This is a genomic window from Ruegeria sp. C6 (genome assembly GCF_056537625.1).
The window spans coordinates 117921-138076 of record NZ_JBQFRW010000001.1 but is presented as its reverse complement, the minus strand read 5'-3'; the positions used below and the strand labels follow the sequence as shown (position 1 = coordinate 138076).

General features: G+C 59.5%; 18 protein-coding genes. 5 read left to right on the top strand and 13 right to left on the bottom strand.

Features of this window, described 5'->3' with window-relative positions:
• Nucleotides 1–72 precede the first annotated feature (72 nt).
• From ACR0MJ_RS00630 to ACR0MJ_RS00620, 3 genes are all read right to left on the bottom strand, one after another.
• On the bottom strand, nt 73–945 hold the full coding sequence (locus ACR0MJ_RS00630) for a 50S ribosomal protein L11 methyltransferase (protein ID WP_480758428.1): 873 nt from the start codon (nt 943–945) through the stop codon (nt 73–75).
• A 66-nt stretch (nt 946–1011) separates the two neighbouring features.
• Entirely contained in the window at nt 1012–2244 is a 1233-nt protein-coding gene (locus ACR0MJ_RS00625) for an MFS transporter (RefSeq protein ID WP_170397410.1), read from the bottom strand.
• A gap of 79 nt (nt 2245–2323) precedes the next feature.
• Nucleotides 2324–4519, bottom strand: a complete 2196-nt coding sequence (locus tag ACR0MJ_RS00620; RefSeq protein WP_480758425.1) for a primosomal protein N' — start codon at nt 4517–4519, stop codon at nt 2324–2326.
• Nucleotides 4520–4607: 88 nt separating this feature from the next.
• Here ACR0MJ_RS00620 and fsa point away from each other — a divergent pair, with 88 nt between their 5' ends.
• From fsa to ACR0MJ_RS00600, 4 genes are all read left to right on the top strand, one after another.
• Nucleotides 4608–5261 carry a fructose-6-phosphate aldolase gene (gene fsa / locus ACR0MJ_RS00615; protein WP_170404410.1) on the top strand — a complete coding sequence of 218 codons (654 nt, stop codon included), beginning with the start codon at nt 4608–4610 and terminating at the stop codon, nt 5259–5261.
• A gap of 196 nt (nt 5262–5457) precedes the next feature.
• A complete protein-coding gene (locus ACR0MJ_RS00610; RefSeq protein WP_170397417.1) occupies nt 5458–6165 on the top strand; it encodes a DUF484 family protein in 708 nt (235 codons plus the stop codon).
• Nucleotides 6162–7082 carry a tyrosine recombinase XerC gene (locus ACR0MJ_RS00605; RefSeq protein ID WP_170397419.1) on the top strand — a complete coding sequence of 307 codons (921 nt, stop codon included), beginning with the start codon at nt 6162–6164 and terminating at the stop codon, nt 7080–7082. Before ACR0MJ_RS00610 ends, ACR0MJ_RS00605 begins: the two co-directional genes overlap by 4 nt.
• Nucleotides 7083–7136: 54 nt before the next feature.
• Nucleotides 7137–7850, top strand: a complete 714-nt coding sequence (locus tag ACR0MJ_RS00600) for a CDP-alcohol phosphatidyltransferase family protein (RefSeq protein WP_170397421.1) — start codon at nt 7137–7139, stop codon at nt 7848–7850.
• Here the strand turns inward: ACR0MJ_RS00600 and ACR0MJ_RS00595 are convergent.
• The 10 genes from ACR0MJ_RS00595 to ACR0MJ_RS00550 all read right to left on the bottom strand — a co-directional run bounded on the left by ACR0MJ_RS00595 (nt 7835) and on the right by ACR0MJ_RS00550 (nt 19280).
• Nucleotides 7835–8302 (bottom strand): hypothetical protein, encoded by a 468-nt coding sequence (locus ACR0MJ_RS00595; RefSeq protein WP_170397423.1) that lies wholly within the window; start codon nt 8300–8302, stop codon nt 7835–7837. The two genes, ACR0MJ_RS00600 and ACR0MJ_RS00595, sit on opposite strands and share 16 nt — an antisense overlap.
• A gap of 76 nt (nt 8303–8378) precedes the next feature.
• Nucleotides 8379–8837 (bottom strand): methylated-DNA--[protein]-cysteine S-methyltransferase, encoded by a 459-nt coding sequence (locus ACR0MJ_RS00590; RefSeq protein ID WP_170626480.1) that lies wholly within the window; start codon nt 8835–8837, stop codon nt 8379–8381.
• A gap of 137 nt (nt 8838–8974) precedes the next feature.
• Complete coding sequence (gene ileS, locus ACR0MJ_RS00585) at nt 8975–11884, bottom strand: isoleucine--tRNA ligase (RefSeq protein ID WP_480758419.1); 2910 nt, start codon at nt 11882–11884, stop codon at nt 8975–8977.
• A gap of 164 nt (nt 11885–12048) precedes the next feature.
• Entirely contained in the window at nt 12049–14757 is a 2709-nt protein-coding gene (locus tag ACR0MJ_RS00580; RefSeq protein ID WP_480758417.1) for a DUF2339 domain-containing protein, read from the bottom strand.
• A 101-nt stretch (nt 14758–14858) separates the two neighbouring features.
• Complete coding sequence (locus ACR0MJ_RS00575) at nt 14859–15278, bottom strand: DUF2269 domain-containing protein (RefSeq protein ID WP_170404425.1); 420 nt, start codon at nt 15276–15278, stop codon at nt 14859–14861.
• Nucleotides 15278–15376 (bottom strand): hypothetical protein, encoded by a 99-nt coding sequence (locus ACR0MJ_RS00570; RefSeq protein ID WP_480758414.1) that lies wholly within the window; start codon nt 15374–15376, stop codon nt 15278–15280. The genes ACR0MJ_RS00575 and ACR0MJ_RS00570 overlap by 1 nt, the downstream gene beginning before the upstream one ends.
• 289 nt (nt 15377–15665) lie before the next feature.
• Complete coding sequence (locus tag ACR0MJ_RS00565) at nt 15666–16376, bottom strand: VIT1/CCC1 transporter family protein (protein ID WP_480758412.1); 711 nt, start codon at nt 16374–16376, stop codon at nt 15666–15668.
• 54 nt (nt 16377–16430) lie between these two features.
• Nucleotides 16431–17420: a YcjF family protein gene (locus ACR0MJ_RS00560; protein ID WP_480758410.1), complete on the bottom strand. Its 990-nt coding sequence runs from the start codon at nt 17418–17420 to the stop codon at nt 16431–16433.
• Complete coding sequence (locus ACR0MJ_RS00555) at nt 17413–17868, bottom strand: N-acetyltransferase family protein (RefSeq protein WP_480758406.1); 456 nt, start codon at nt 17866–17868, stop codon at nt 17413–17415. Before ACR0MJ_RS00555 ends, ACR0MJ_RS00560 begins: the two co-directional genes overlap by 8 nt.
• On the bottom strand, nt 17865–19280 hold the full coding sequence (locus ACR0MJ_RS00550) for a YcjX family GTP-binding protein (RefSeq protein WP_480758404.1): 1416 nt from the start codon (nt 19278–19280) through the stop codon (nt 17865–17867). The genes ACR0MJ_RS00555 and ACR0MJ_RS00550 overlap by 4 nt, the downstream gene beginning before the upstream one ends.
• Nucleotides 19281–19387: 107 nt before the next feature.
• Between ACR0MJ_RS00550 and truA the strand changes: the two genes are divergently transcribed.
• Nucleotides 19388–20155, top strand: coding sequence for a tRNA pseudouridine(38-40) synthase TruA (truA, locus tag ACR0MJ_RS00545; RefSeq protein WP_480758402.1), 768 nt, complete (start codon nt 19388–19390; stop codon nt 20153–20155).
• Nucleotide 20156 lies beyond the last annotated feature (1 nt).

Genomic DNA, 20156 nt, shown 5'->3' with positions numbered 1-20156 from the left:
TGAAAGACGGTAATTAGAGAATGCGACAAAAACGTGGCAAAAATCCACAAAACTCCCGTAAATGGCCTAAATTCAGCCCTGTTTGCTTAAGATTAGCGTCGCCCACTCACCAATTCGATCCTGGCGAACCAGATTGAAGCCGTTTTGGAGATAAACCGAGATCACGTCATCGGCCTGTTCATTGAGGATTCCCGATAGAATCGCTTGTCCACCCCCCCGCAGGTTCGCCGAAATTTCAGGCGAAAGGGCCACGAGCGGACCTTTTAGGATATTGGCGAATATCAGATCGTAAGGCGCATGCGCCTTCAGATCCGGGTGATCGAAACCTGCCGCTTCAACGCATTTAACCGCACCCGCCATACCGTTCGCCCGAAGGTTGGCCTCGGCCACGTCGACGGCAACCTCATCAATGTCGCTGGCGACAATCTGGCCCTCCCAGACCCGCGCTGCGGCCATCGCCAATACGGCGGTGCCACAGCCGATATCGGCAACCTTGCTGGCCGTGAACCCAACATCCAGAAGATGGTCCAAAGCCTTGAGGCAACCAAGCGTTGTCCCATGGTGCCCTGTGCCAAAGGCCATCGCAGCTTCGATCAGCAGCGGAATGCGGCCTTCGGGCAGTTTGTCGGCATCATGGCTTCCATAGACAAAAAACCGGCCGGCCTCGACCGGGGCTAGTTCGCGGCGGACATGGGCGACCCAATCCGTTTCGGGCAGCTCTGAGACCACAAAGGGCTTGGCCTCGAACGCGGCGGCCAGAACCGCCAGCGCGGTTTCATCCGGGGTTTCGGTAAAATAGCCGCCGACCTCCCACAGGCCCGAGCCATCCTCGACCTCGAACACGCCGACGCCGGTTGGTTCCGGGTCCAGCCGTTCCATCGCCTCGCCCAATCCTTCGGCGGCTTTCTTGCCGGTCAAAGTGGTCAGAGCAGTGAATGTTGGCATGGGGGCCTCCTGTTTCGATCGAAACAGCGCCTAGGGGCACCGACCGCCAAGGTCAAGCGGAGTCGCTTATTCGGCGGGCGCGGGGGCGTATTTCGACAGGATGGTTTCGTTGCCCGGTTCCGGATGACGCGGGATCAGTAGTGACAGCAGAAGCGAGATGATCGCCATTGCAGCGGCCAAACCAAACACTGCGCCGGGCGAAACGACCCATAGTAGACCTAAAAGTGCTGGCAGGAAAACAGCGGCGATATGATTTATGGTAAATGCCACCGCCGCAGTGGGCGCAATATCCGCCGGGTCGGCGATCTTCTGGAAATAAGTTTTCAAAGCCAACGCCAGAGCAAACAGCACATGGTCGATCACATAGAGAATCGCCGCCAGCAGCACGCCCCAGCTAAACCAGTAGATGCCGCCATAGGCTGCGAAAACGATGGCGAGTCCGGCATATTCAAAGATCAGCGTGCGGCGTTCGCCAAACCGTGCGACTGCCTTGCCCAGCAGCGGAGCCGCCATCATGTTGATCATAAGGTTGATCAGGTACAGGCTGGTCAGTTCGTGCACTTCAAAGCCGAATTTCTCGACCATCATGAAACCGGCGAACACGACAAAAATCTGCCGGCGCGCGCCCGCCATGAACTGTAATGCATAATACAGCCAGTAGCGGCGGCGTAGGATCAGCTTCTTGGTCTGCGGCGTCGGTGCGTCGAATTGCGGGTAAGCAATCAAGCAAAACACTGCCAGCAAAGTTGTCACGCCGCCTGCCGCCATGAACACGAAGTTATAGGACAGGTCGAAGCGGTCCCATGTCAGGACGATCAAGCCATAGACCACAGCCGTCGCAGCCGAGCCCATAGCCACCAGCCAGCCAAGCACCTGCGGCGCACGGTCTTTAGGCAGCCATTGCAGCTGCAGTGACTGGTTCACCGTCTCATAGTAGTGAAACCCGATCGAGCTGAACAGCGTCACAAACAGCAGCCCGCCAAGGCTGGGAAACCAGGCCGTCACCGCCGTCGCCACGCCCAACATCATCAATGAGATCATGGCCAGTACCTGCTCGCGGATGAAAATGATCACCGCAATCACGCCAACGGCCAGAAAGCCCGGAATCTCGCGTACCGTGTGCAAAAGCCCGATATCCGCCCCGTCGAAGTTCGCCGCCTCGATGACGAAATTGTTCAGCAATGCACTCCACGCGTTGAACGCGATCGGCATGGTCAACGCCATCACGAACAAGAGCGTCATAGGTCGGCGCCAGAGCGGAAGACTCTGCGCCTCAGACAAGGGCATGGGTTTCAGCATGAGGATGCTCTACGCCCATTTGTACTTTTTGGCGAGGGGAAAGCGGCCGGCGCACAGCGGCTCTGCACTGATGCAGGGGTCAGTAGAAGCTTTGCGGATCGATATCCACGGTCAGGCGGATATCGCCTTTCAACTTCAACGGGGCGATCCAGCGGGCTATGGCGTCCTGAATAGGCGCACCTTTCGGGGCTTTGACTAACAGCCGGACGCGGTGACGCCCGCGTATGCGCGCGATCGGGGCTGGAGCAGGGCCAAATACCTGAGCACCAACATCGCGCAACGGCGCATCGTTGCGCGCCATGGCGTTGCCGATGTCGAAGACCGGCCCGACCTCGGGGCCAGACAGGACAATCCCGGCCATTCGACCATAAGGCGGCACCCCGGCGGCCTGACGCCCGGCGGCTTCAGCCTTCCAGAACCCTTCTTCATCGCCCGATAGAATCGCCCGGATCACCGGATGTACCGGCTGGAATGTCTGCAACAACGCCTGCCCCGGTTTTTCCGCACGACCTGCCCGGCCCGCTACCTGCCGCATCAATTGAAAAGTTCGTTCCGCCGCGCGCAGGTCAGCACCATGCAGGCTAAGGTCCGCATCGATCACCCCAACCAGTGTCAGCTTTGGAAAATTATGTCCTTTGGCCACGAGTTGCGTCCCGATAACGATATCCGCATCGCCTTCGGCAATCTCTTCGATCTTGGCCTTCAGGGCACGAGCCGAACCAAACAGATCAGAGCTGAGCATAGCGATTTTGGCTTCAGGGAACGCCGCCTCGGCTTCTTCTGCCAGCCGTTCAATCCCGGGTCCGACCGGTGCCAGTTTACCCTCGACCCCGCAGGATGGGCAGGCCTCTGGCATTGGCTTGGTCTCACCACATTGATGGCACATCAGACGCTTGAGGAACCGATGTTCAACCATTCGCGCGTCGCAATGATCGCAGGCAATCTGCTCCCCGCACGCCCGGCATAGTGTCACGGGCGCATAGCCACGGCGGTTGATGAACAGCAGTGACTGCTCTTCGTGTTCGATACGCTGTTGCACCGCCTGCCGCAGCGAGGGGGAAATCCAAGTCCCGGCCTGCATCTGCTCGGCGCGCATGTCGATCGGCTTCATTTCGGGCAGGACTGCTGCACCAAAACGCGAGGTCAGGTCCAGCCGTTCGTATTTACCCGCCTCGGCATTGGCCCAGCTTTCCAGTGAAGGCGTCGCGCTGGCCAGAATCACCCGCGCTCCGCAGATGGCCGAACGCAGAACGGCCATATCCCGCGCACTATAATGCACCCCATCTTCTTGCTTGTACGAGGTGTCGTGTTCTTCATCGACAACTACGAGACCAAGATCGCGAAATGGAAGAAACAGTGCTGACCGGGCCCCAACGACCAGTTGCGCATCACCCTGACCGACCATCCGCCAAACCCGGCGACGTTCAGTCATGGTCGCGCCCGAATGCCATTCCGCCGGACGCGCACCAAATCGCGCCTCGACACGGGTCAGAAATTCAGCCGTCAGCGCGATCTCGGGCAGCAAGACCAGTGCTTGCCGCCCTACGCGCAGGGCCTCGGCGACCGCCTCAAGATAAACTTCGGTCTTGCCCGAACCCGTCACTCCCTTCAGAAGAGTCGTTCCATAATCTCCCGTCCGTTGCCCGGTCTGAAGCCGCATCACGGCCTCCGCCTGATCCTCGGTCAGGTCCTTTCCCGGCAATTCTGGATCAAGATGAGGATAAGGAAGATCACGCGGGCTGTCCTCTTCACGCACAGCGTTCTGTTTGACCAACCCCTTGATGACCGAAGATGTGACCCCCGCTTGCTCGGCCAGTTCCTTCAGCGTAAAAGCCAAGCCGCCATAGTCTCGCAAAACTTCAAGTACCCGCATTCGTGCGTCGGTCATTCGGTCCGGTTGACCACCGCCCAAACGATAAACCTTGCGCATCGAGGGCGGATCGCCCAACCCCGGCGCGCGCGTTGCTAGCCGCAGCATCGCAGGCATCGGCGTCAGGGTGTAGTCAGCCACTTTCCCCAGAAACACCCGCATTTCTTCACGCATCGGCGCGACCTCAAGCACCCGGTTCACCGATCGCGCCTTGGCCAGATCAAAACCACCCTGCCCCGGCCCCCAAACCACACCCAAGACTTTGCGCGGGCCCAAAGGCACCTCGACAAACGCCCCAAGAAAGCACCCGCCCTCGGGCGCTTTGTAATCCAACGTCCGGTCCAGCGGCTGCGTGGTCAGCACCGCAACCAGCTCTCCTTCGTCGAAAAATCCGTTAGCGCTCACGGTATATCCTTCGCAGGGGGTTCCAGCATGGGTCTCTTTGAGGTAAAGCCATCCGCGACCAAGGCCAACCCATCAAAGGACTGCCCTCATGAAATTCTTCGTAGACACCGCCGAGATCGACGCCATCGCCGAACTGAACGATCTGGGCATGGTGGACGGCGTAACCACCAATCCCTCGCTGATCCTGAAATCGGGCCGCGACATTCTGGAAGTCACCAAAGAGATCTGTGATCTGGTCGACGGCCCCGTCTCGGCCGAAGTTGTCGCCACCGAGGCCGAAGACATGATCGCCGAAGGCCGTAAGCTGGCCAAGATCGCGCCCAACATCGCAGTCAAAGTACCGCTGACATGGGCTGGTTTGAAAACCTGTAAAACACTGACCGACGAAGGCCAGATGGTCAACGTGACCCTGTGCTTCTCGACCAATCAGGCGATTCTGGCGGCCAAAGCGGGCGCAACCTTCATCTCGCCGTTCATCGGACGTCTGGATGATATCAACCTCGATGGCATGGACCTGATCGCAGATATTCGCCAAGTTTATGACAATTACGGGTTCGAGACCGAAATCCTCGCCGCCTCGATCCGCACCGTAAACCACGTGACCGACAGTGCCCGCATCGGGGCTGACGTGATTACAGCACCTCCGGGCGTGATCAAAAAACTGGCCGACCACCCGCTGACCGACAAAGGCCTTGAAACTTTCCTGGCCGACTGGGCCAAGACAGGTCAGAAAATCCTCTGATCCCAAGCATTGCCGCGCGGTGCCATCAGGCACCGCGCCCGGCCCAACGGCAAAAGCTGATCTTTGATCAGCGCCGGGCAGGCGGGAGCGCCCGCCACAGCAGCGATGAAATTCGCCTTTCGCGTGCATTTTTCCCAAGGCAAATCCAGCAACCCATGTTATAAGCCCGCCAAACAAAAAAACGACCGGACGGGACATGAGCAGCGATCCTAAACTCAAGGACAATCTCCGCGCCGCAATTCTGGCTGAGCCTGACGCCGTGCTGGATGACAAAGACCTGATGCAGGCCTTGGTGGCTGCAAATGAGCAGGCGCGTGGTGACAACGTTATCGACCTGCGCGGTATCGCCATGCAGCGGCTTGAGGCGCGTCTTGACCGCCTTGAGGACACTCATCGCTCAGTCATCGCGGCGGCGTATGAGAACTTGGCGGGCACAAATCAGGTGCATCGCGCCATTCTTCGCCTGTTGGAGCCAACCGTGTTCGAGGATTTCCTGCGCGCGCTAGGCAATGACGTGGCCGAAATCCTGCGTGTCGATCACATCACTCTGGTCCTCGAAACAACCGTCGTACGTGATGATCCGGTGGTGAACCAGCTCGGCGGCGTGCTGACTGTGGCTGAGCCTGGTTTTATCGATAGCTATCTGACCGCTGACCGCAACGGTCAGCCGCGCGAGGTTACCTTGCGCGAAATCCGCCATCCCAATCCGCAAGTTTACGGTAAACAAGCCGATCAGCTACGATCCGAGGCCTGCCTGAAACTCGATCTTGGCACTGGCCGCCTACCCGGCATGATTGTCATGGGCGCGCGCGATCCGAGGCATTTCTCACCTCAGCTTGGCACTGATCTTCTTGCCTTCTTTGCCGGCGTGTTCGAACGCTCTATGCGCCACTGGCTGTCGTGAGCCTGATTTCCCCAGCCTGCCGCGATGCTCTGCAGCATTGGCTGGACAGTCTGGGGGCGCTGGCGGGGCGGTCTGAAAATACGCTCAACGCCTATCGCGGCGACGTGACAGAATTCCTGTCCTTCATGACCTTGCATCACAGCGAGCGCCAAGGACTGGCCGCGCTGGAACGCATCAGCGTTTCTGACATGCGGGCCTGGATGGCAGAGCAGCGAAATTCTGATGTCGGCGCGCGATCTCTGGCGCGCAAGCTTTCAGCCGTCAAAACCTTCTATCGCTGGTTGGCCGAACGCGAAGGGTTCGAACCTACTGCGGTGCTGTCCACCCGAGCGCCTAAATTTACCAAGAAACTGCCCCGACCCCTGGCCGAAGATGCCGCGCGCGCAATGATCGACACGGTCGAGCTACAATCCTCATCGGACTGGGTCGCTGCACGGGATGTTGCGGTTGTGACGCTCCTCTACGGGTGCGGGTTGCGGATTTCCGAGGCGTTGTCTTTGACCGGTGTGGACGCTCCTCTGCCAGAAACGCTGCGCATATCGGGTAAGGGCGATAAGGAAAGAATCGTACCGGTCTTGCCTGCCGCTCGGGCTTCGGTGGATCGCTATCTTCACCTCTGCCCACATCCGCAATCCCCCGATAAGGCGTTGTTCCGAGGTGTCAGGGGCGGCCCGCTCAACCCCGGAATCATTCAGGCTGTGGTCGCCAAGGCACGGATGCAACTTGGCCTTCCCGCAACAGCCACCCCGCACGCGATGCGCCACAGCTTTGCCACCCATCTGCTGTCTGCGGGCGGCGACCTGCGCGCGATCCAAGAGCTTTTGGGTCACGCCTCGCTTTCGACCACGCAGACCTATACCGCAGTCGATACGGCCCGGTTGATGGAAGTCTATAACCGCACGCACCCAAAAGCCTGAAGCAAAGACCCTTTTTGCTTTGCATCTGCGCCTTGCTTCCGTCATGACACCACCATGACACTCAGATTCAAAGCGCTTTCCGTTCATCTCTTCACCGCCACAGGTGCCGTTTTCGCAATGCTCGCCATGTTGGCAGCAGTCGAAGAGAAATGGAGCCTGATGTATCTCTGGCTCGTTGTTTCGTTCATCGTCGATGGCATCGATGGCCCGCTGGCGCGGCACTATCACGTTAAGAAGAACGCACCCGAGTTTGATGGAGTCTTGCTGGACCTGATCATCGACTATTTGACCTATGTTTTCATCCCTGCCTTTGCCCTGTTCAAATCGGGTCTGATGGACGGTTGGACCGGCTGGTTCGCAATCATCGTCATCACCTTTGCAAGTGCGATGTACTTTGCGGATACACGTATGAAAACCAAGGATAATTCCTTCTCTGGCTTTCCAGGTTGCTGGAACATGTTCGTCATTGTGATCTTCGCCCTGGAGCCCAACTTCTGGGTCATCCTGCTGCTGGTCACCTTGCTGTCTGTCGCAATGTTCCTGCCGCTGAAATTCATTCACCCAGTCCGGACCGAGCGTTGGCGCACCCTGTCATTGCCTATGGCTTTTGCGTGGACATTCTTTGCAGGCTGGGCCGCCTGGGTCGACTTTCACCCCGAAAGCTGGGCCCATTGGGGGCTGGTGATCACCAGCTTGTATTTGGTCTCGGCCGGTATTGCGCAGCAGATCATTCCGCCGCGCAAGGCCCGGGATTACAAGACTTCCTGAACCTCGAACTCAGTCCCGTTATGGGTGAACACGTCACCCTCTTGCAGGCCAACCATAGCCAGATAGATCGGGCTTTGGGTCGAAATGCCCATGTAGGTTTTGCCGTCCACCTCAAACCGAGTCGTTGAGACACATACGACGAAGCGGCGATTGTTGAACTTGATTACGGCGCCGGGCTGCACCGTATCCGTGAGGCCAAAATCGGTGTTCTCGATCACGTCAATCTTGGCGTGATGCGCATGAACAGGCGCATCAAAGGCGGCCGCCAGATCTGCATTCTCGCGCGAGGCAGCGATGTCGTCCTTGTCATGCCCTTCTCGGTCATCCAACTGCGAGTCCTTAAGGAAGGCATCATAATGTGCCTGTGCGGTTGCCAGTTCCTGTTCTTCCAAAGACATCAGATGATCGATGATGGCTTTCTTGCGTGCGGCGGGGTCTGTCTGGCCGGTCATTCAATTCGGTCCTTCAAATTCACTATTCGATATAGGTTGGGGCCGTGCCGCTCCGATTGCAACAGATAAGTACTGATCAGATCAACAGGCTGGCAGCACCTTCGTGACGCAGCAGAGCCACTTTGGTCTCAACACCGCCGTGGCCTGAAAACCCAACCATCTTCCCATCTGCACCCAGAACCCGGTGACAGGGAATAATGATGGGGATGGGATTTCCTCCGCATCCGCGCCCAACCGCTTGCGCCGAGTAGCCAAGGTCGTTAGCCAACTCGCCATAGGTGCGCGTATCACCAAATGGGATAGCATACATTGCATCGCACACCTGACGCTGAAATTCCGATCCCTTGATCCGGTAGGGCAGTTCGAACTGCTGCAAACGCCCTTCGTCATAGGCACGCAACTGCGCCGCCGCTTCTTGCAGAACCGGGGTGGCCAGGCCTTCGTCACAGCCATTCCAGACAAGGCGCGTGATGGCGCCGCTGGTCTCTTCGACACCAAGGCAACCAAACTGAGTTTCTACGGCGATCATCGGCATAAGAGAACGGTTGCAGATGTTTCACCTCACCTGCAACCCGAATCCTGACGATCCGCCTCTTCATCTGGCCAAAAATACCTCGGAGCGCGAGGCAGAGCCTCGCATCAGCGATCTCTCTCTCGCGCTCCGTTCGAATGTCAGCTCAGCGCCTCGTTACATCGCCCGCATACGCCCGGATGGGCGTGCAGCCCAACATCAGGAAGGATTTTCCAGCAGCGCTGGCATTTGTCGCCTTGGGCTTTTTCGAACACTACAGCTACGCCCTCGATTTCCGGCACTCGGAACGCCTCGGCCGGGGCCGGATCGCCTGTGACGGCCAGACCAGAAGTGATGCACATGTCATCCACGTCGAAGGTCGCAAGCAGATCGCGGGTTTCCTGATCTTCGACATGCACGATCGGTGCGGCCTCAAGGCTGGATCCGATCACCTTGTCCTGACGTTGAATTTCCAGCGCAGCGGTCACGGCGCGGCGAACGCGGCGGACTTTGGCCATGCTGGCTTCCAGGTCTTCATGGCGCCAATCAGCGGGCGTTTCAGGGAAATCCATTAAATGGACCGAACTATCATCGGCCGGGAACCGTTCCAGCCAGACCTCTTCCATGGTGAAGACCAGAACTGGGGCCAGCCATGTGGTCAGACGGTGGAATAGGATATCCAGCACAGTCCGCGCGGCACGGCGGCGTAGGCTGTCACCGTCGCAATAAAGCGCGTCTTTACGGACATCGAAATAGAACGATGACAGATCAACCGTGGCGAATGTGAATACGGCGCTGAATAAACCCTGGAAGTCAAATGCTGCATAACCTTTGCGCACCTGCTCATCCAGATCGGCCAGTCGGCTTAACACCCAGCGCTCCAGGCGCGGCATATCTTCAGGCGCAACCCGATCCGCTTCGGTGAAGTCCGCCAGCGAGCCCAGCATGAACCGCATGGTATTGCGCAGGCGGCGATAGCTGTCGGCTGTCCCTTTCAGGATCTCCGGTCCGATCCGCTGGTCGGCGGTGTAGTCGGTCTGAGCCACCCACAAGCGCAGGATATCGGCGCCGTATTGTTTAACGACCTCTTCCGGCACGATGGTGTTGCCCAGCGATTTGGACATCTTGTTGCCCTTGGAATCCAGCGTAAATCCGTGGGTCACTACGTTGCGGTATGGTGCACGCCCCTTGGTGCCGCAAGCCTGCAGCATCGACGAATGGAACCAACCGCGGTGCTGGTCGGTGCCTTCCATATAGACGTCAGCGATGCCGTCCGCGGTCCCGTCCTCACGATCACGCAGCACAAAGGCATGGGTCGAGCCAGAGTCGAACCACACATCCAGCACGTCAAAAACCTGATCGTAGTCGTCGGGGTTCGCGATACCGTCGAGGATCTTCTCCTTGAACCCGTCCGTGTACCAGACGTCTGCGCCATCCTTCTCAAACGCGGCTTTGATGCGGGCATTGAGTTCGTCATTGCGCAGCAGGTAGTCCGCGTCGGTCGGCAATGCCCCCTTCTTGGTGAAGCAGGTCAGCGGCACGCCCCAGGCGCGTTGGCGCGACAGAACCCAGTCCGGGCGTGTTTCGATCATGGAATATAGACGGTTGCGGCCGGTCTGCGGCGTCCATTTCACCAGTTCATCAATCGAGCGCAGGGCACGTTCACGGATGGAGTCGCCCATCTCGCCCATGCCGTCCTCCAGCTTGCGGTCGACCGAGGCAAACCACTGTGGCGTGTTACGATAGATGATCGGAGCCTTCGAGCGCCACGAATGCGGATAGCTGTGCTTGATCTTGCCGCGCGCCAGCAGCCCGCCGACCTCGGCCAGCTTGTCGATCACGGCCTTGTTGGCATCACCCTCACCGCCCTTTCGAGACAGGATGTATTTACCGCCAAAGAACGGTAGATCGGCGCGGAAGCTGCCATCATCCATCACGTTGTAAGTGATGACCTGTTCCAACATCCCCAGATCACGGTAAAGCTCGAATTCCTCCATCCCGTGCGACGGCGCGCAGTGGACAAAGCCGGTGCCTTCGGTGTCGGTCACAAACTCAGCGGCGCGGAAATCGCGGATGTCGTCCCATTCGCCATTGCCACCTTCGGCCCCGGCCAGCGGGTGTGCCAGTTGGATCTTGGCAAGATCCTCCTGCGTGACATCACACAGGCGGCGGTACATCGTATCGTCCAGACGCGCGCGGGCAAACACATCCGCCGCGCGGTCATCGGCCAGTAGATAGCGTTCACCGATCCGCGCCCAGCACTCCTCGGGGCGGCCGATGACTTCGTAGAGGCCGTAGGAGATATCCTCGCCATAGACCACGGCCTTATTCGAGGGCATCGTCCATGGGGTCGTCGTCCAGATCACCACATAAGCGTTGTCCAGCGTCACATCGCCGGTGTTCACAACCTTGAACTTCACCCAGATGGTGAAGCTTTCCTTGTCGTGATACTCGACCTCGGCTTCGGCCAGCGCGGTCTTTTCGATGGGGGACCACATCACGGGCTTGGAGCCCTGATAGAGCGTGCCATTCATCAGGAACTTCATGAACTCGTCGGCGATCACGGCCTCGGCATGGTAATCCATGGTGATATAAGGATCGGGCCAGTTGCCGGTGATGCCCAGACGCTTGAACTCTTCGCGTTGGATGTCGATCCAGCCTTCGGCGAACTTGCGGCACTCCTGACGGAAGTCGACGATGTTCACCTCGTCTTTGTTCTTGCCCTTCTTGCGGTACTGTTCCTCGATCTTCCATTCGATGGGCAGGCCATGGCAGTCCCAGCCGGGTACATAGCGTGAATCGTAGCCCATCATCTGATGGGACCGAACAATCATGTCCTTGATGGTCTTGTTCAGTGCGTGGCCGATATGCAGATGGCCGTTCGCGTAAGGAGGGCCGTCATGCAGGGTAAAAGGTTTGCGACCCTCTTTCTCGCGCAGGCGGTCATAGACGCCGATCTTTTCCCAGCGGTCCAGCCATGCTGGCTCGCGCTTGGGCAGGCCTGCACGCATGGGGAATTCGGTTTTCGGCAGGTTCAGCGTGTCTTTGTAGTCAGGTGTTTCGGCGCACATTTGGGGCGTCCTCAGGATGTTCTGGTCGTGTATGGATCGAAGCGGTCAGTGCGATAACTCAAGCACCTTTGCCCGGCGTCTCGCGATATCAGAGCGCCGGGGATATAATTCGAATAATGATGGCCAGCCGGTCAAACATGGCCGCGCTTATAGGACGCCTGCTCTCAATGGTCCAGAGGTTCCGGGTCTTGCGACGAATGGCGCAGCTTGGCCCAGCGATTGAGCCATGCAAGACCCGCCAGTGCGAGACCGAGCGCCAACAGCGAAAACACCCGGATCAGCCCGCCCAATCCGGCAATATCGATCAGAAACACCTTGGCCACCGCGAGGCCAATCACGGCCAAACCGGCCTTGCGCATCAAATCGGACCGGCGGGCCAGCGACTGGTAGAACAACCCTGCGCCGACCACCAACAAGGTGATGGTGTATGAATAAAGCTCGGGCTGGGTGACGCCGTTGCCTTCATACATGCCACCCGCCCCCTGCCAGACATGACGGATTGTAAGCCCCAGCCAAAAAGCGATCAGGGCACCGGCGACCCCATAACTGATCTGCTTCAGTAGCACGGGCTGCGTCACGACGCGCCAAGCCGAAAAGCCGATGGCCAGCGCAGGCAACAGATAGGCCACCGCCAACGTGTTCAGCACCGGCGGGCCGAACACGGGATCGGCAAATGGGTCGAGCAACGGGTTAGCCTCAGACAAAGCCTGAACCAGACGCATCATGCCGTGTGCCGCAAAGAACGCCGCGAGCGCGTAACGCGCGTAGTTCAGCTTACCGCCAAGCTCGAACCGCTGTATTTGTGCAAAAGCCAGCATCAGCCAGATCACCGCCAGCAGCCCGAGCCCCCAATGGCTGTCTGTCGCGCCGCCTTCTCCGAAGCTTTCCAGCCAACGCAGCAACAAGAGCGATAGCAGTATTCCCGCCGTTGCCCAGGCCGCGCTTTCAAGCAGCAATGAGGCAATCGGGCGGTCCAAGGACCTTAGCAACGCCCACCCCATGATGAACCCGGCAACCGCCACTGCATAGACCAAGGTCATTTCGATCAAAGGCGCGGTTTCGGCCCAATCGAGCCCCGGGTCGAGCACCAGCCGTACGGTCACCGTGAACACACCCGCCCAAATGAACCAACTCATCGGAGCCAGAACAAATCGCCGGTCCAGCGCCGCGGCCACAACAATCATGGCGACAAGTGCTACGGTCAATGCGGCAGAACTGAGTACGATGATGCAGGCAAAGCTAAGGCACGATAGCGCAGACAGAGTTGCCAGGGCAGGCCGCATCCGTTTCTCACCATCGGCCCGCGCAAACCGTTCGGCCAAAACCACCATCATCGCGCCTATTGCGATTGCGTGTAAGGCCCACGCATAAGCTCCGATCACGTTTGCAGGCTGCCATCCGACTTCAAGCGCGATCGCCAGCGTCGGAGCATATAGGGCTGCACCCCCGGCCCAGACCACAGCGTCGCGCCCGGCGTGGAAGGACCGCCACGCAGCGAGCACGCTGATCAAGGCCCCGAGGGCAACCAATAGCGTGACTACCCAAGGATAGTCGGCCTCGGCCGTTTCCACGTATGTGTCGGCAAAGCCGCGCCACACGGAGCCACCGTCCAACCCGTGCAGCAGAACAAACCAGATCAGACCCAACGCAGGCAGCACGGTCACATCTTGCAAGGCGCGCGCATTCTTTGCCCAAAGGATCAGCGCCAGAATCAACGCAGAAAACAGTGCAACGCCCAGCCAGAATTCACCGTTTGAGTCCGACCAGTGCAGCGACAGGATGATGGAACTGGTGAGAACCGCACCAAAGGCAATTCGGGTTGGAAACACGGGCCATGGAATCCCTTTCCGTCGCCGAATGACTTCAGCAATCATCGGGCCGGTGTGGTCGGGCCAGATACTGCGCACGGGTATCGCCATCGCAATAAGCGCCAGTGCTGTCACACAGGTCAGATACCCCGGTTCCGTGGAGGGGGAAGACAGCACCAGCAAAAACGCCGCCCCGTATGCACCCACCAGCGTCAGAATGGAAATCCATGCCCAACGCCTGACGGTATCGATACCCAAGCCCAAAATGGCGATGATAAAGAAATAACCATAAAGCCAACTGGGATCGTCCGATGCGCCTCCAACCATAAAGGGCGCGGCAAAGGCTCCGATTAGGCCTACGGCGGCGAGCAGCGGCCCGTGGAACCATCCCAAGACCAACGCAAACAGAGCGATGATAACGAGACCGGCCAGAGCGGCCTCGGGGCCGATCAGATCATAAAGCTGGCGCGCGGCAAGGACGCCACCAAACAAGGTCACCAGACCCGCGCCCGAGAAGACCGATGGTAGATAAGCGGTCGACGCGTCCTCGTCATCGCCGAAACGGCGGCGGATCACTTCACCTGACCCAATCAGCAGAAGGCCAAAGATCAGGGCTGCGGCGACCCGCGCGGTGGGTGGCAACAGCCCGTTCTCAACCCCGTACTGAACCAGAAAAATCCCTGCCAACGCCAGTGACAACGCCGAAACCGCATAGAACCAGTTCTCACGCAACCACGCGCCCAGCGCGGCGATCTTTTCCACACGAAAAACGATGGTGGCAGGAGGATCGGCGGCCTCAACGGCCTGCGGCGCATCCGATGGGCTTTCGTCATTGGTAGATGAGGTTTTCGCCGCGGCCCAGGGATCATGCTTGGTTTGCGTCGTCGTCGGCTCCGGCCTTGATGTCTTGGAGGTTTCGGCGCCGCTTTCCGGTATTTGCCTGGCCAATTGCCGCTCAAGCTGTTCGACGCGCTTACGCAACCGCGATTGACCAATCAGCAAAGCGATGATCGAAACAGGAATGGCCAAAACGATCAGACCAACGAGGACAAGCAAGGATTCCAACCGAAACCTCCGGGATGCGATGCGCCAAACGTACCGTGCAGACAGGCTGGTTTATAGTCTGGAAATCCGCATGGATACCGCCTGCTGCACAGGTAATCGGCCTAGAAAAGCAGGATGTGAGGGCGTGCCAGCATCAGCCAAGGGATCGCCAGCACTGCGGCAAAGGCCGGAATACCGCAAACGAACCATGTGCGGAACAGTTTGTAGTACTTGCTTGGCAAGGTCGCACCAGCCAGATCAGCCTTCCTTGCATAATCCCTCAGCCGAATCTGAATCCAAACCACCGGTAGCCAGAACAGGCCAGTCAGTATGTAAAGCAGCAGTGATATCGCGATCCAACCCTCCGACAGCGACCAGCCCAGTCGCCGGGCCAGCAACACGATTCCCGCCGTATGAGCAATCACCCGTGCATCTGCCGTGCGGTGCGCCATCAGCATGAAAATGGCGATCCCCGCGCAAGTGCCCAATAGAACGCATGCTCCGATCACGTGAAGCCAACGCAAGATCAGATCCGGGTCCATCAGCGGCTCTCCAACATGGGTCGCGCGATCAGTGATAGCATCAAAGCCGGTGCTATCTTGACCAACGGTCCCAAAGGGTCGAGCCACAGTTCAGGCACCGTCAATCCGCCGCCGACTTGAAATCACGTAGATCCCTCGAGATCAGCGCAATATCCGAAAGGGCCCGTTCAGCCGTCTTCCGGCTGCGCACAAGACCCTTCACACAGGCACCATCCGCATGCAGCGACCCACCCACCGCAGCGCCGATGAAGCCATAAGCGCCCCGCACCTAAACAGTTTTCTCAGGACGGTCCGTAGCCACGAGGTGCCTCGCATTAGTTTACAACACCTTAGCGGATCAGATTCTGAGGACCAGCCTGATCATCCCGCCCGCGACAACAGCACCATTCAGGGGTGAAACAACGAGCCAACCCAGAAAGCGATGGCTGCCGCGGCACCCCCGATCAGCAGGGTTTCTCCGCCTGATCGCCACCACGGGGCAAGCGACCACCGGCTTTTCATCGCGCCAATGGCAAAGAACACGCCCGCAGTCATCCAGGCCGATACCGTGAACGCATTTGCAACGGATAAGAGGAACGGCAACAACGGAATCATCCCCGCGATCAGAAAGGCGAAGAACGTCGCCATCGCGGCTTTGAGGGGATGCGGGTCGACGCTGCCCAGCCCGTACTCGCCCTCGATCATCAGGTCGACCCAATTGTCGTGATTCGAAGTGATTTCAGCCGTCGCGTCATCCAGAACGCTGCCTGAAAGGCCTTTTTGTGCGAGGATTTCGCGCACCTCCTTTCGCTCGCCATCCGGGTACAACTTGATATGCCGTTCCTCGATAGCGCGAATACGGTGGATGTTATCGAGCTCGGCCTTGGTTCCCGAGTAGTTGCCCGCCGCCATCGAGAAACCATCCGCCAGCACGTTGGCCAGCCCAAGTGCCACGATGACAAAAGGCGACAACCCTGCCCCGGCCACCCCGGCAACGATCGCGAATGTCGTGACTGAGCCATCGATGCCGCCATAAACCACATCGCGCAGAACCCCACGACCCGGAGGCGAATTGATCCGTTCGAAAATCTCTTGCTGGCTGTGGCCGTGTTCGGTCATGGCTGGCTCCGTCCTGTTTATGCAGGACAGGTTCAGGCACGGCCTTGCGCCAGATCAAGTCCTGGAGAACAACCCGCTGAGCGCGCGTTTGATCATGCCACGGGTCGAGGGCTGGTGGCGTTTCGAGAAAGGCAGCGGGCGGCAGACCTCCATCGCGGCAACACCAACACGGGCGGTGAGCGCGCCGTTGACCAGCCCCTCGCCGAACCGGCGGGACAGTTTGCTGAGGACTGAGCCGCCCAATATCGGTTCCAGCAGATCATCCCCAACCGCTACTGCACCCGTTGCCACCAAATGCACGAATACGGCGCGGGTCAGTCGCCAAATGCCCAAGAAACCTGCGCGACCGCCATAGATTTCGGCAATACGTCGGATCATTCGCAATGAGCTTGCCAGCGCGGTCGCGACATCGGCCAGCGCGAGCGGAACCAAAGCGGTAACGGTGGCAACCTGCCGGGCTGCGGCCTCGACCTCGCGGCTGGCAGCAGCGTCCAGCGGGGCCAGCAATTCGTCTTCGGCCAAGCTCAGCAGGGTTGCCGCATCGAATTGCTCTCCCATGCGTTCGGTCAAACGGTCGCGACCCCAGCGTGTTTCATCGCGTCCCTTATAGAACGCAATCAGCCGTGTGGTTACAGCGCGGGCTTGCGACAAGTCCTCGTCTGATAAAGCTGTGTCCGCCGCGCGCCGCAGCCCATCGACGCGAGACAGACGGCTGATTGCGGCCAACTCGCGCAGTGCAATGATCAGGACGACCAGCAAAAGCGCAGCGATCAGACCGGTGACGATCCAACCCAGAATTGGTGCGCGTTCCAGCAGAGAGATGGCGAAATCCCATGCGGCGACCGAGACCACCGCCCCCACAACGGCTAATGCCAGCCCCCAGAACCAACGCGCCAATACCGAAGGTTTCCGCGCTGCAAATCGTACCGCTGCCTGCATCGCCTGCCCCTGCGGGGGCGCGATGTCCGGCACCGGAGGTGCGGTCGAGACATCAACTGCCTCGGCGTCGTCTTCCAGATCAATCAGAACGGGGCCTTTAGCCATCGACCACCTCCTCGCGTGTCCAGACATATTTGATGTCGGGCAGGTTTTCGTCATTCTCGGAGCCATCGCCGCGTGCGACCTCGACAAAGCCGTTGCGCTCATAGAACCGGCAGGCGGAGGGATTGGCCTGAAACGCATGCAAGTTGAGCGCGGGTCGCTGCGCTTTGGCACGCTCCAGCAATTGCTGCCCGATCCCCTGCCCGCGCGCGCCCGCCGCCAGATAAAGCGACTGCACTTCGTCCCCGTTCAATGCCAAGAAACCAGCCACCTGCCCGTGCAATTCGGCCACCGTAACCCAGCCAAGGTCAATCATCCTGCCGCAAAACGCGATGGTTTCAGCCTCGGAATGCAGGTCCGGCATCCAGTCGTTTTCGCGGGCGAACCCATGCAATATTGCACCAGTGGTTCCGGCATCGGTACTGCGCGCGGGGCGGAGGATCACGTTCACAACCGGTCTCCAATTAGAAACTGCGCGGCTCGGTCCAGCCGAATATGCGGCGGACCATCTCCGGGATTCAGGGTCAAATATGCGGGTGCAAAGGCCATATTGCCATAGTCGTCGCCCAACCAACCCTCGGCTCCGCTGCGCGCTTGGCCCAGCAGATGGGCCGGGTCTTCCGGCAGATCACCGGGATAGAACGCCGCCTGCTTGCCGCTGTCCAGCAGAGTGCCGCGCACGCAAGGGAGTTCCACGCCGTTATGGCTGCGCATCTCTTCCGTCGTGGTCCGAAGCGAGGCCAACGATAAGGCCGACGTTTCAGCGCCCGCAAAGCTGGCGCGGTCGCGGGCCTCTCGGGTCAGGGCCTCGATGATCGCGGTCAGGCGTGGGTGCTGCAGATGGTGCAGATGGTCCGCCTTGGTGGCCGCAAACAGGATACGCTCGACCCGCTTGCCAAGCAGCAGCTTGTTCAGCCACGCGTTGCGACCGGGGCGGAAAGCGGTCAAGATATCGGCCATGGCGCGGCGCATATCTTCAACCGCTTGCGGGCCTTTGTGGATCGCGCCCAGCGCATCGACCAGAACGATCTGACGGTCGATCCGGGCAAAGTGATCGCGGAAGAAGGGTTTAACCACCTGCGCCTTGTAAGCCTCGTACCGCCGCTCCATCTCGCGGTGTAGCGAGCGGCGACGTGAACCCCCGGACACGGGCAAAGGTGCGAAGGTCAGCACAGGGGAACCCGCAAGGTCGCCCGGCAGGAGGAACCGACCGGGTGTGCAATCATAGAACCCGGCCTCACGCGCGGCGTTCAGGTAGTCGGTGAAGCTGCGAGCCAGATCCTGCGCCTGCGGCTCATCATGTGGCGCGGTTGGGTCGGCCGCCTGAGCCTTTGCCAGAAATGCCTCGGCTTGCGGGCGGCTCGAAATATGCTCCAGCGTTCCCCGCGACCAATCTTCGTAGGATTTGTCCAGCAGGGCCAGATCCAGCAGCCATTCACCGGGGTAATCCACGATGTCCAGATGCAATGTTCGCGGTCCCTGCAGCCCTGACAGCAGACCTGCGGGCTGGACTTTGAAAGACAGGCGCAACTCGGATACCGCCCGTGTGCTGTCCGGCCAGTGCGGTGCGGGTCCGGTGAGCGCGGACAGATGGGATTCGAAATCGAACCGGGGCACGGTATCATCGGGTTGAGGCTGCAGATAACTGGCGGTGATCCGCCCTTCTTGCTGCGCCACAAGGCCGGTCATGCGGCCCCGATCCAACAGGTTGGCGACCAGTGATGTGATGAACACGGTCTTGCCCGACCGCGCCAATCCCGTAACGCCCAGCCGGATGACCGGTTCGAAGAATGTCTCAGACACACGGTCACCCACGGATTCTACACCGCGCACCAGACTGTCTGCCAATGATGAGATGACCAAGCCGTCGCCCCGCAATTATCGTTTTGCCCAAGATAGGTAGCGGTTGCGGCACTTGCCAGAGCTTTCGCCCCCTTGCCCGTCCGACCAAGGCGCGATACCAGCGCCCCATGCCCAGATACGCGCTGCAAGTCGAATACCAAGGGGAACCGTTTGCCGGATGGCAGCGGCAAAAGGAGCTGCCTTCAGTTCAGGGCGCGATCGAACTAGCGCTTTCGCGGATCGAACCCGGAGACCACACAATCGCCGCCGCCGGTCGTACCGACGCGGGGGTTCACGCGCTAGGACAAGTGGCGCATTGCGATCTGGTCAAAGAATGGGACCCATTCCGCCTGTCTGAGGCGTTGAACTATCACCTCAAGCCGCAGCCTGTCGCCATCGTGAAAGCCGCACGAGTGGATGATGACTGGCACGCTCGGTTCTCGGCTCTTGAGCGGCAATATCTGTTTCGCATCCTGATGCGCCGCGCGCCCGCAACCCATGATCGGGGGCAGGTCTGGCAGATCAATCATACGCTCGATGTCGAGGCGATGCAGGCCGGGGCTGATATGCTGATCGGGCGGCATGACTTCACCACCTTCCGGTCCTCCATCTGTCAGGCCGCCAGCCCGGTCAAAACACTGGATGAGTTGCGGGTGGAACAGGTGCAGGGCTTCTCTGGCCCCGAAATCCACTTCCACGTTCGCGCGCGGTCGTTCCTGCACAATCAGGTACGTAGCTTTGTTGGCACGTTGGAGCGTGTGGGGGCTGGAGCTTGGACGCCCGAAGACGTGCGCAATGCTCTGGTGGCAGTTGATCGCGCGGCCTGTGGCCCGGTTTGCCCGCCGCAAGGATTGTATCTGGCACGGGTCGGGTATCCAGAGCCGGTTTTCGACTAAG

Excerpts from the sequence above, each read along its gene's own strand:
- fsa (WP_170404410.1), top strand. The coding sequence starts at position 4,608 with ATGAAATTCTTCGTAGACACCGCCGAGATCGACGCCATCGCCGAACTG.
- truA (WP_480758402.1), top strand. The coding sequence starts at position 19,388 with ATGCCCAGATACGCGCTGCAAGTCGAATACCAAGGGGAACCGTTTGCC.
- ACR0MJ_RS00590 (WP_170626480.1), bottom strand. The coding sequence starts at position 8,837 with ATGCCGATGATCGCCGTAGAAACTCAGTTTGGTTGCCTTGGTGTCGAA.
- ACR0MJ_RS00560 (WP_480758410.1), bottom strand. The coding sequence starts at position 17,420 with ATGGCTAAAGGCCCCGTTCTGATTGATCTGGAAGACGACGCCGAGGCA.
- ACR0MJ_RS00575 (WP_170404425.1), bottom strand. The coding sequence starts at position 15,278 with ATGGACCCGGATCTGATCTTGCGTTGGCTTCACGTGATCGGAGCATGC.
- ACR0MJ_RS00630 (WP_480758428.1), bottom strand. The coding sequence starts at position 945 with ATGCCAACATTCACTGCTCTGACCACTTTGACCGGCAAGAAAGCCGCC.
- ileS (WP_480758419.1), bottom strand. The coding sequence starts at position 11,884 with ATGTGCGCCGAAACACCTGACTACAAAGACACGCTGAACCTGCCGAAA.
- ACR0MJ_RS00595 (WP_170397423.1), bottom strand. The coding sequence starts at position 8,302 with ATGACCGGCCAGACAGACCCCGCCGCACGCAAGAAAGCCATCATCGAT.
- ACR0MJ_RS00600 (WP_170397421.1), top strand. The coding sequence starts at position 7,137 with ATGACACTCAGATTCAAAGCGCTTTCCGTTCATCTCTTCACCGCCACA.
- ACR0MJ_RS00625 (WP_170397410.1), bottom strand. The coding sequence starts at position 2,244 with ATGCTGAAACCCATGCCCTTGTCTGAGGCGCAGAGTCTTCCGCTCTGG.
- ACR0MJ_RS00565 (WP_480758412.1), bottom strand. The coding sequence starts at position 16,376 with ATGACCGAACACGGCCACAGCCAGCAAGAGATTTTCGAACGGATCAAT.
- ACR0MJ_RS00610 (WP_170397417.1), top strand. The coding sequence starts at position 5,458 with ATGAGCAGCGATCCTAAACTCAAGGACAATCTCCGCGCCGCAATTCTG.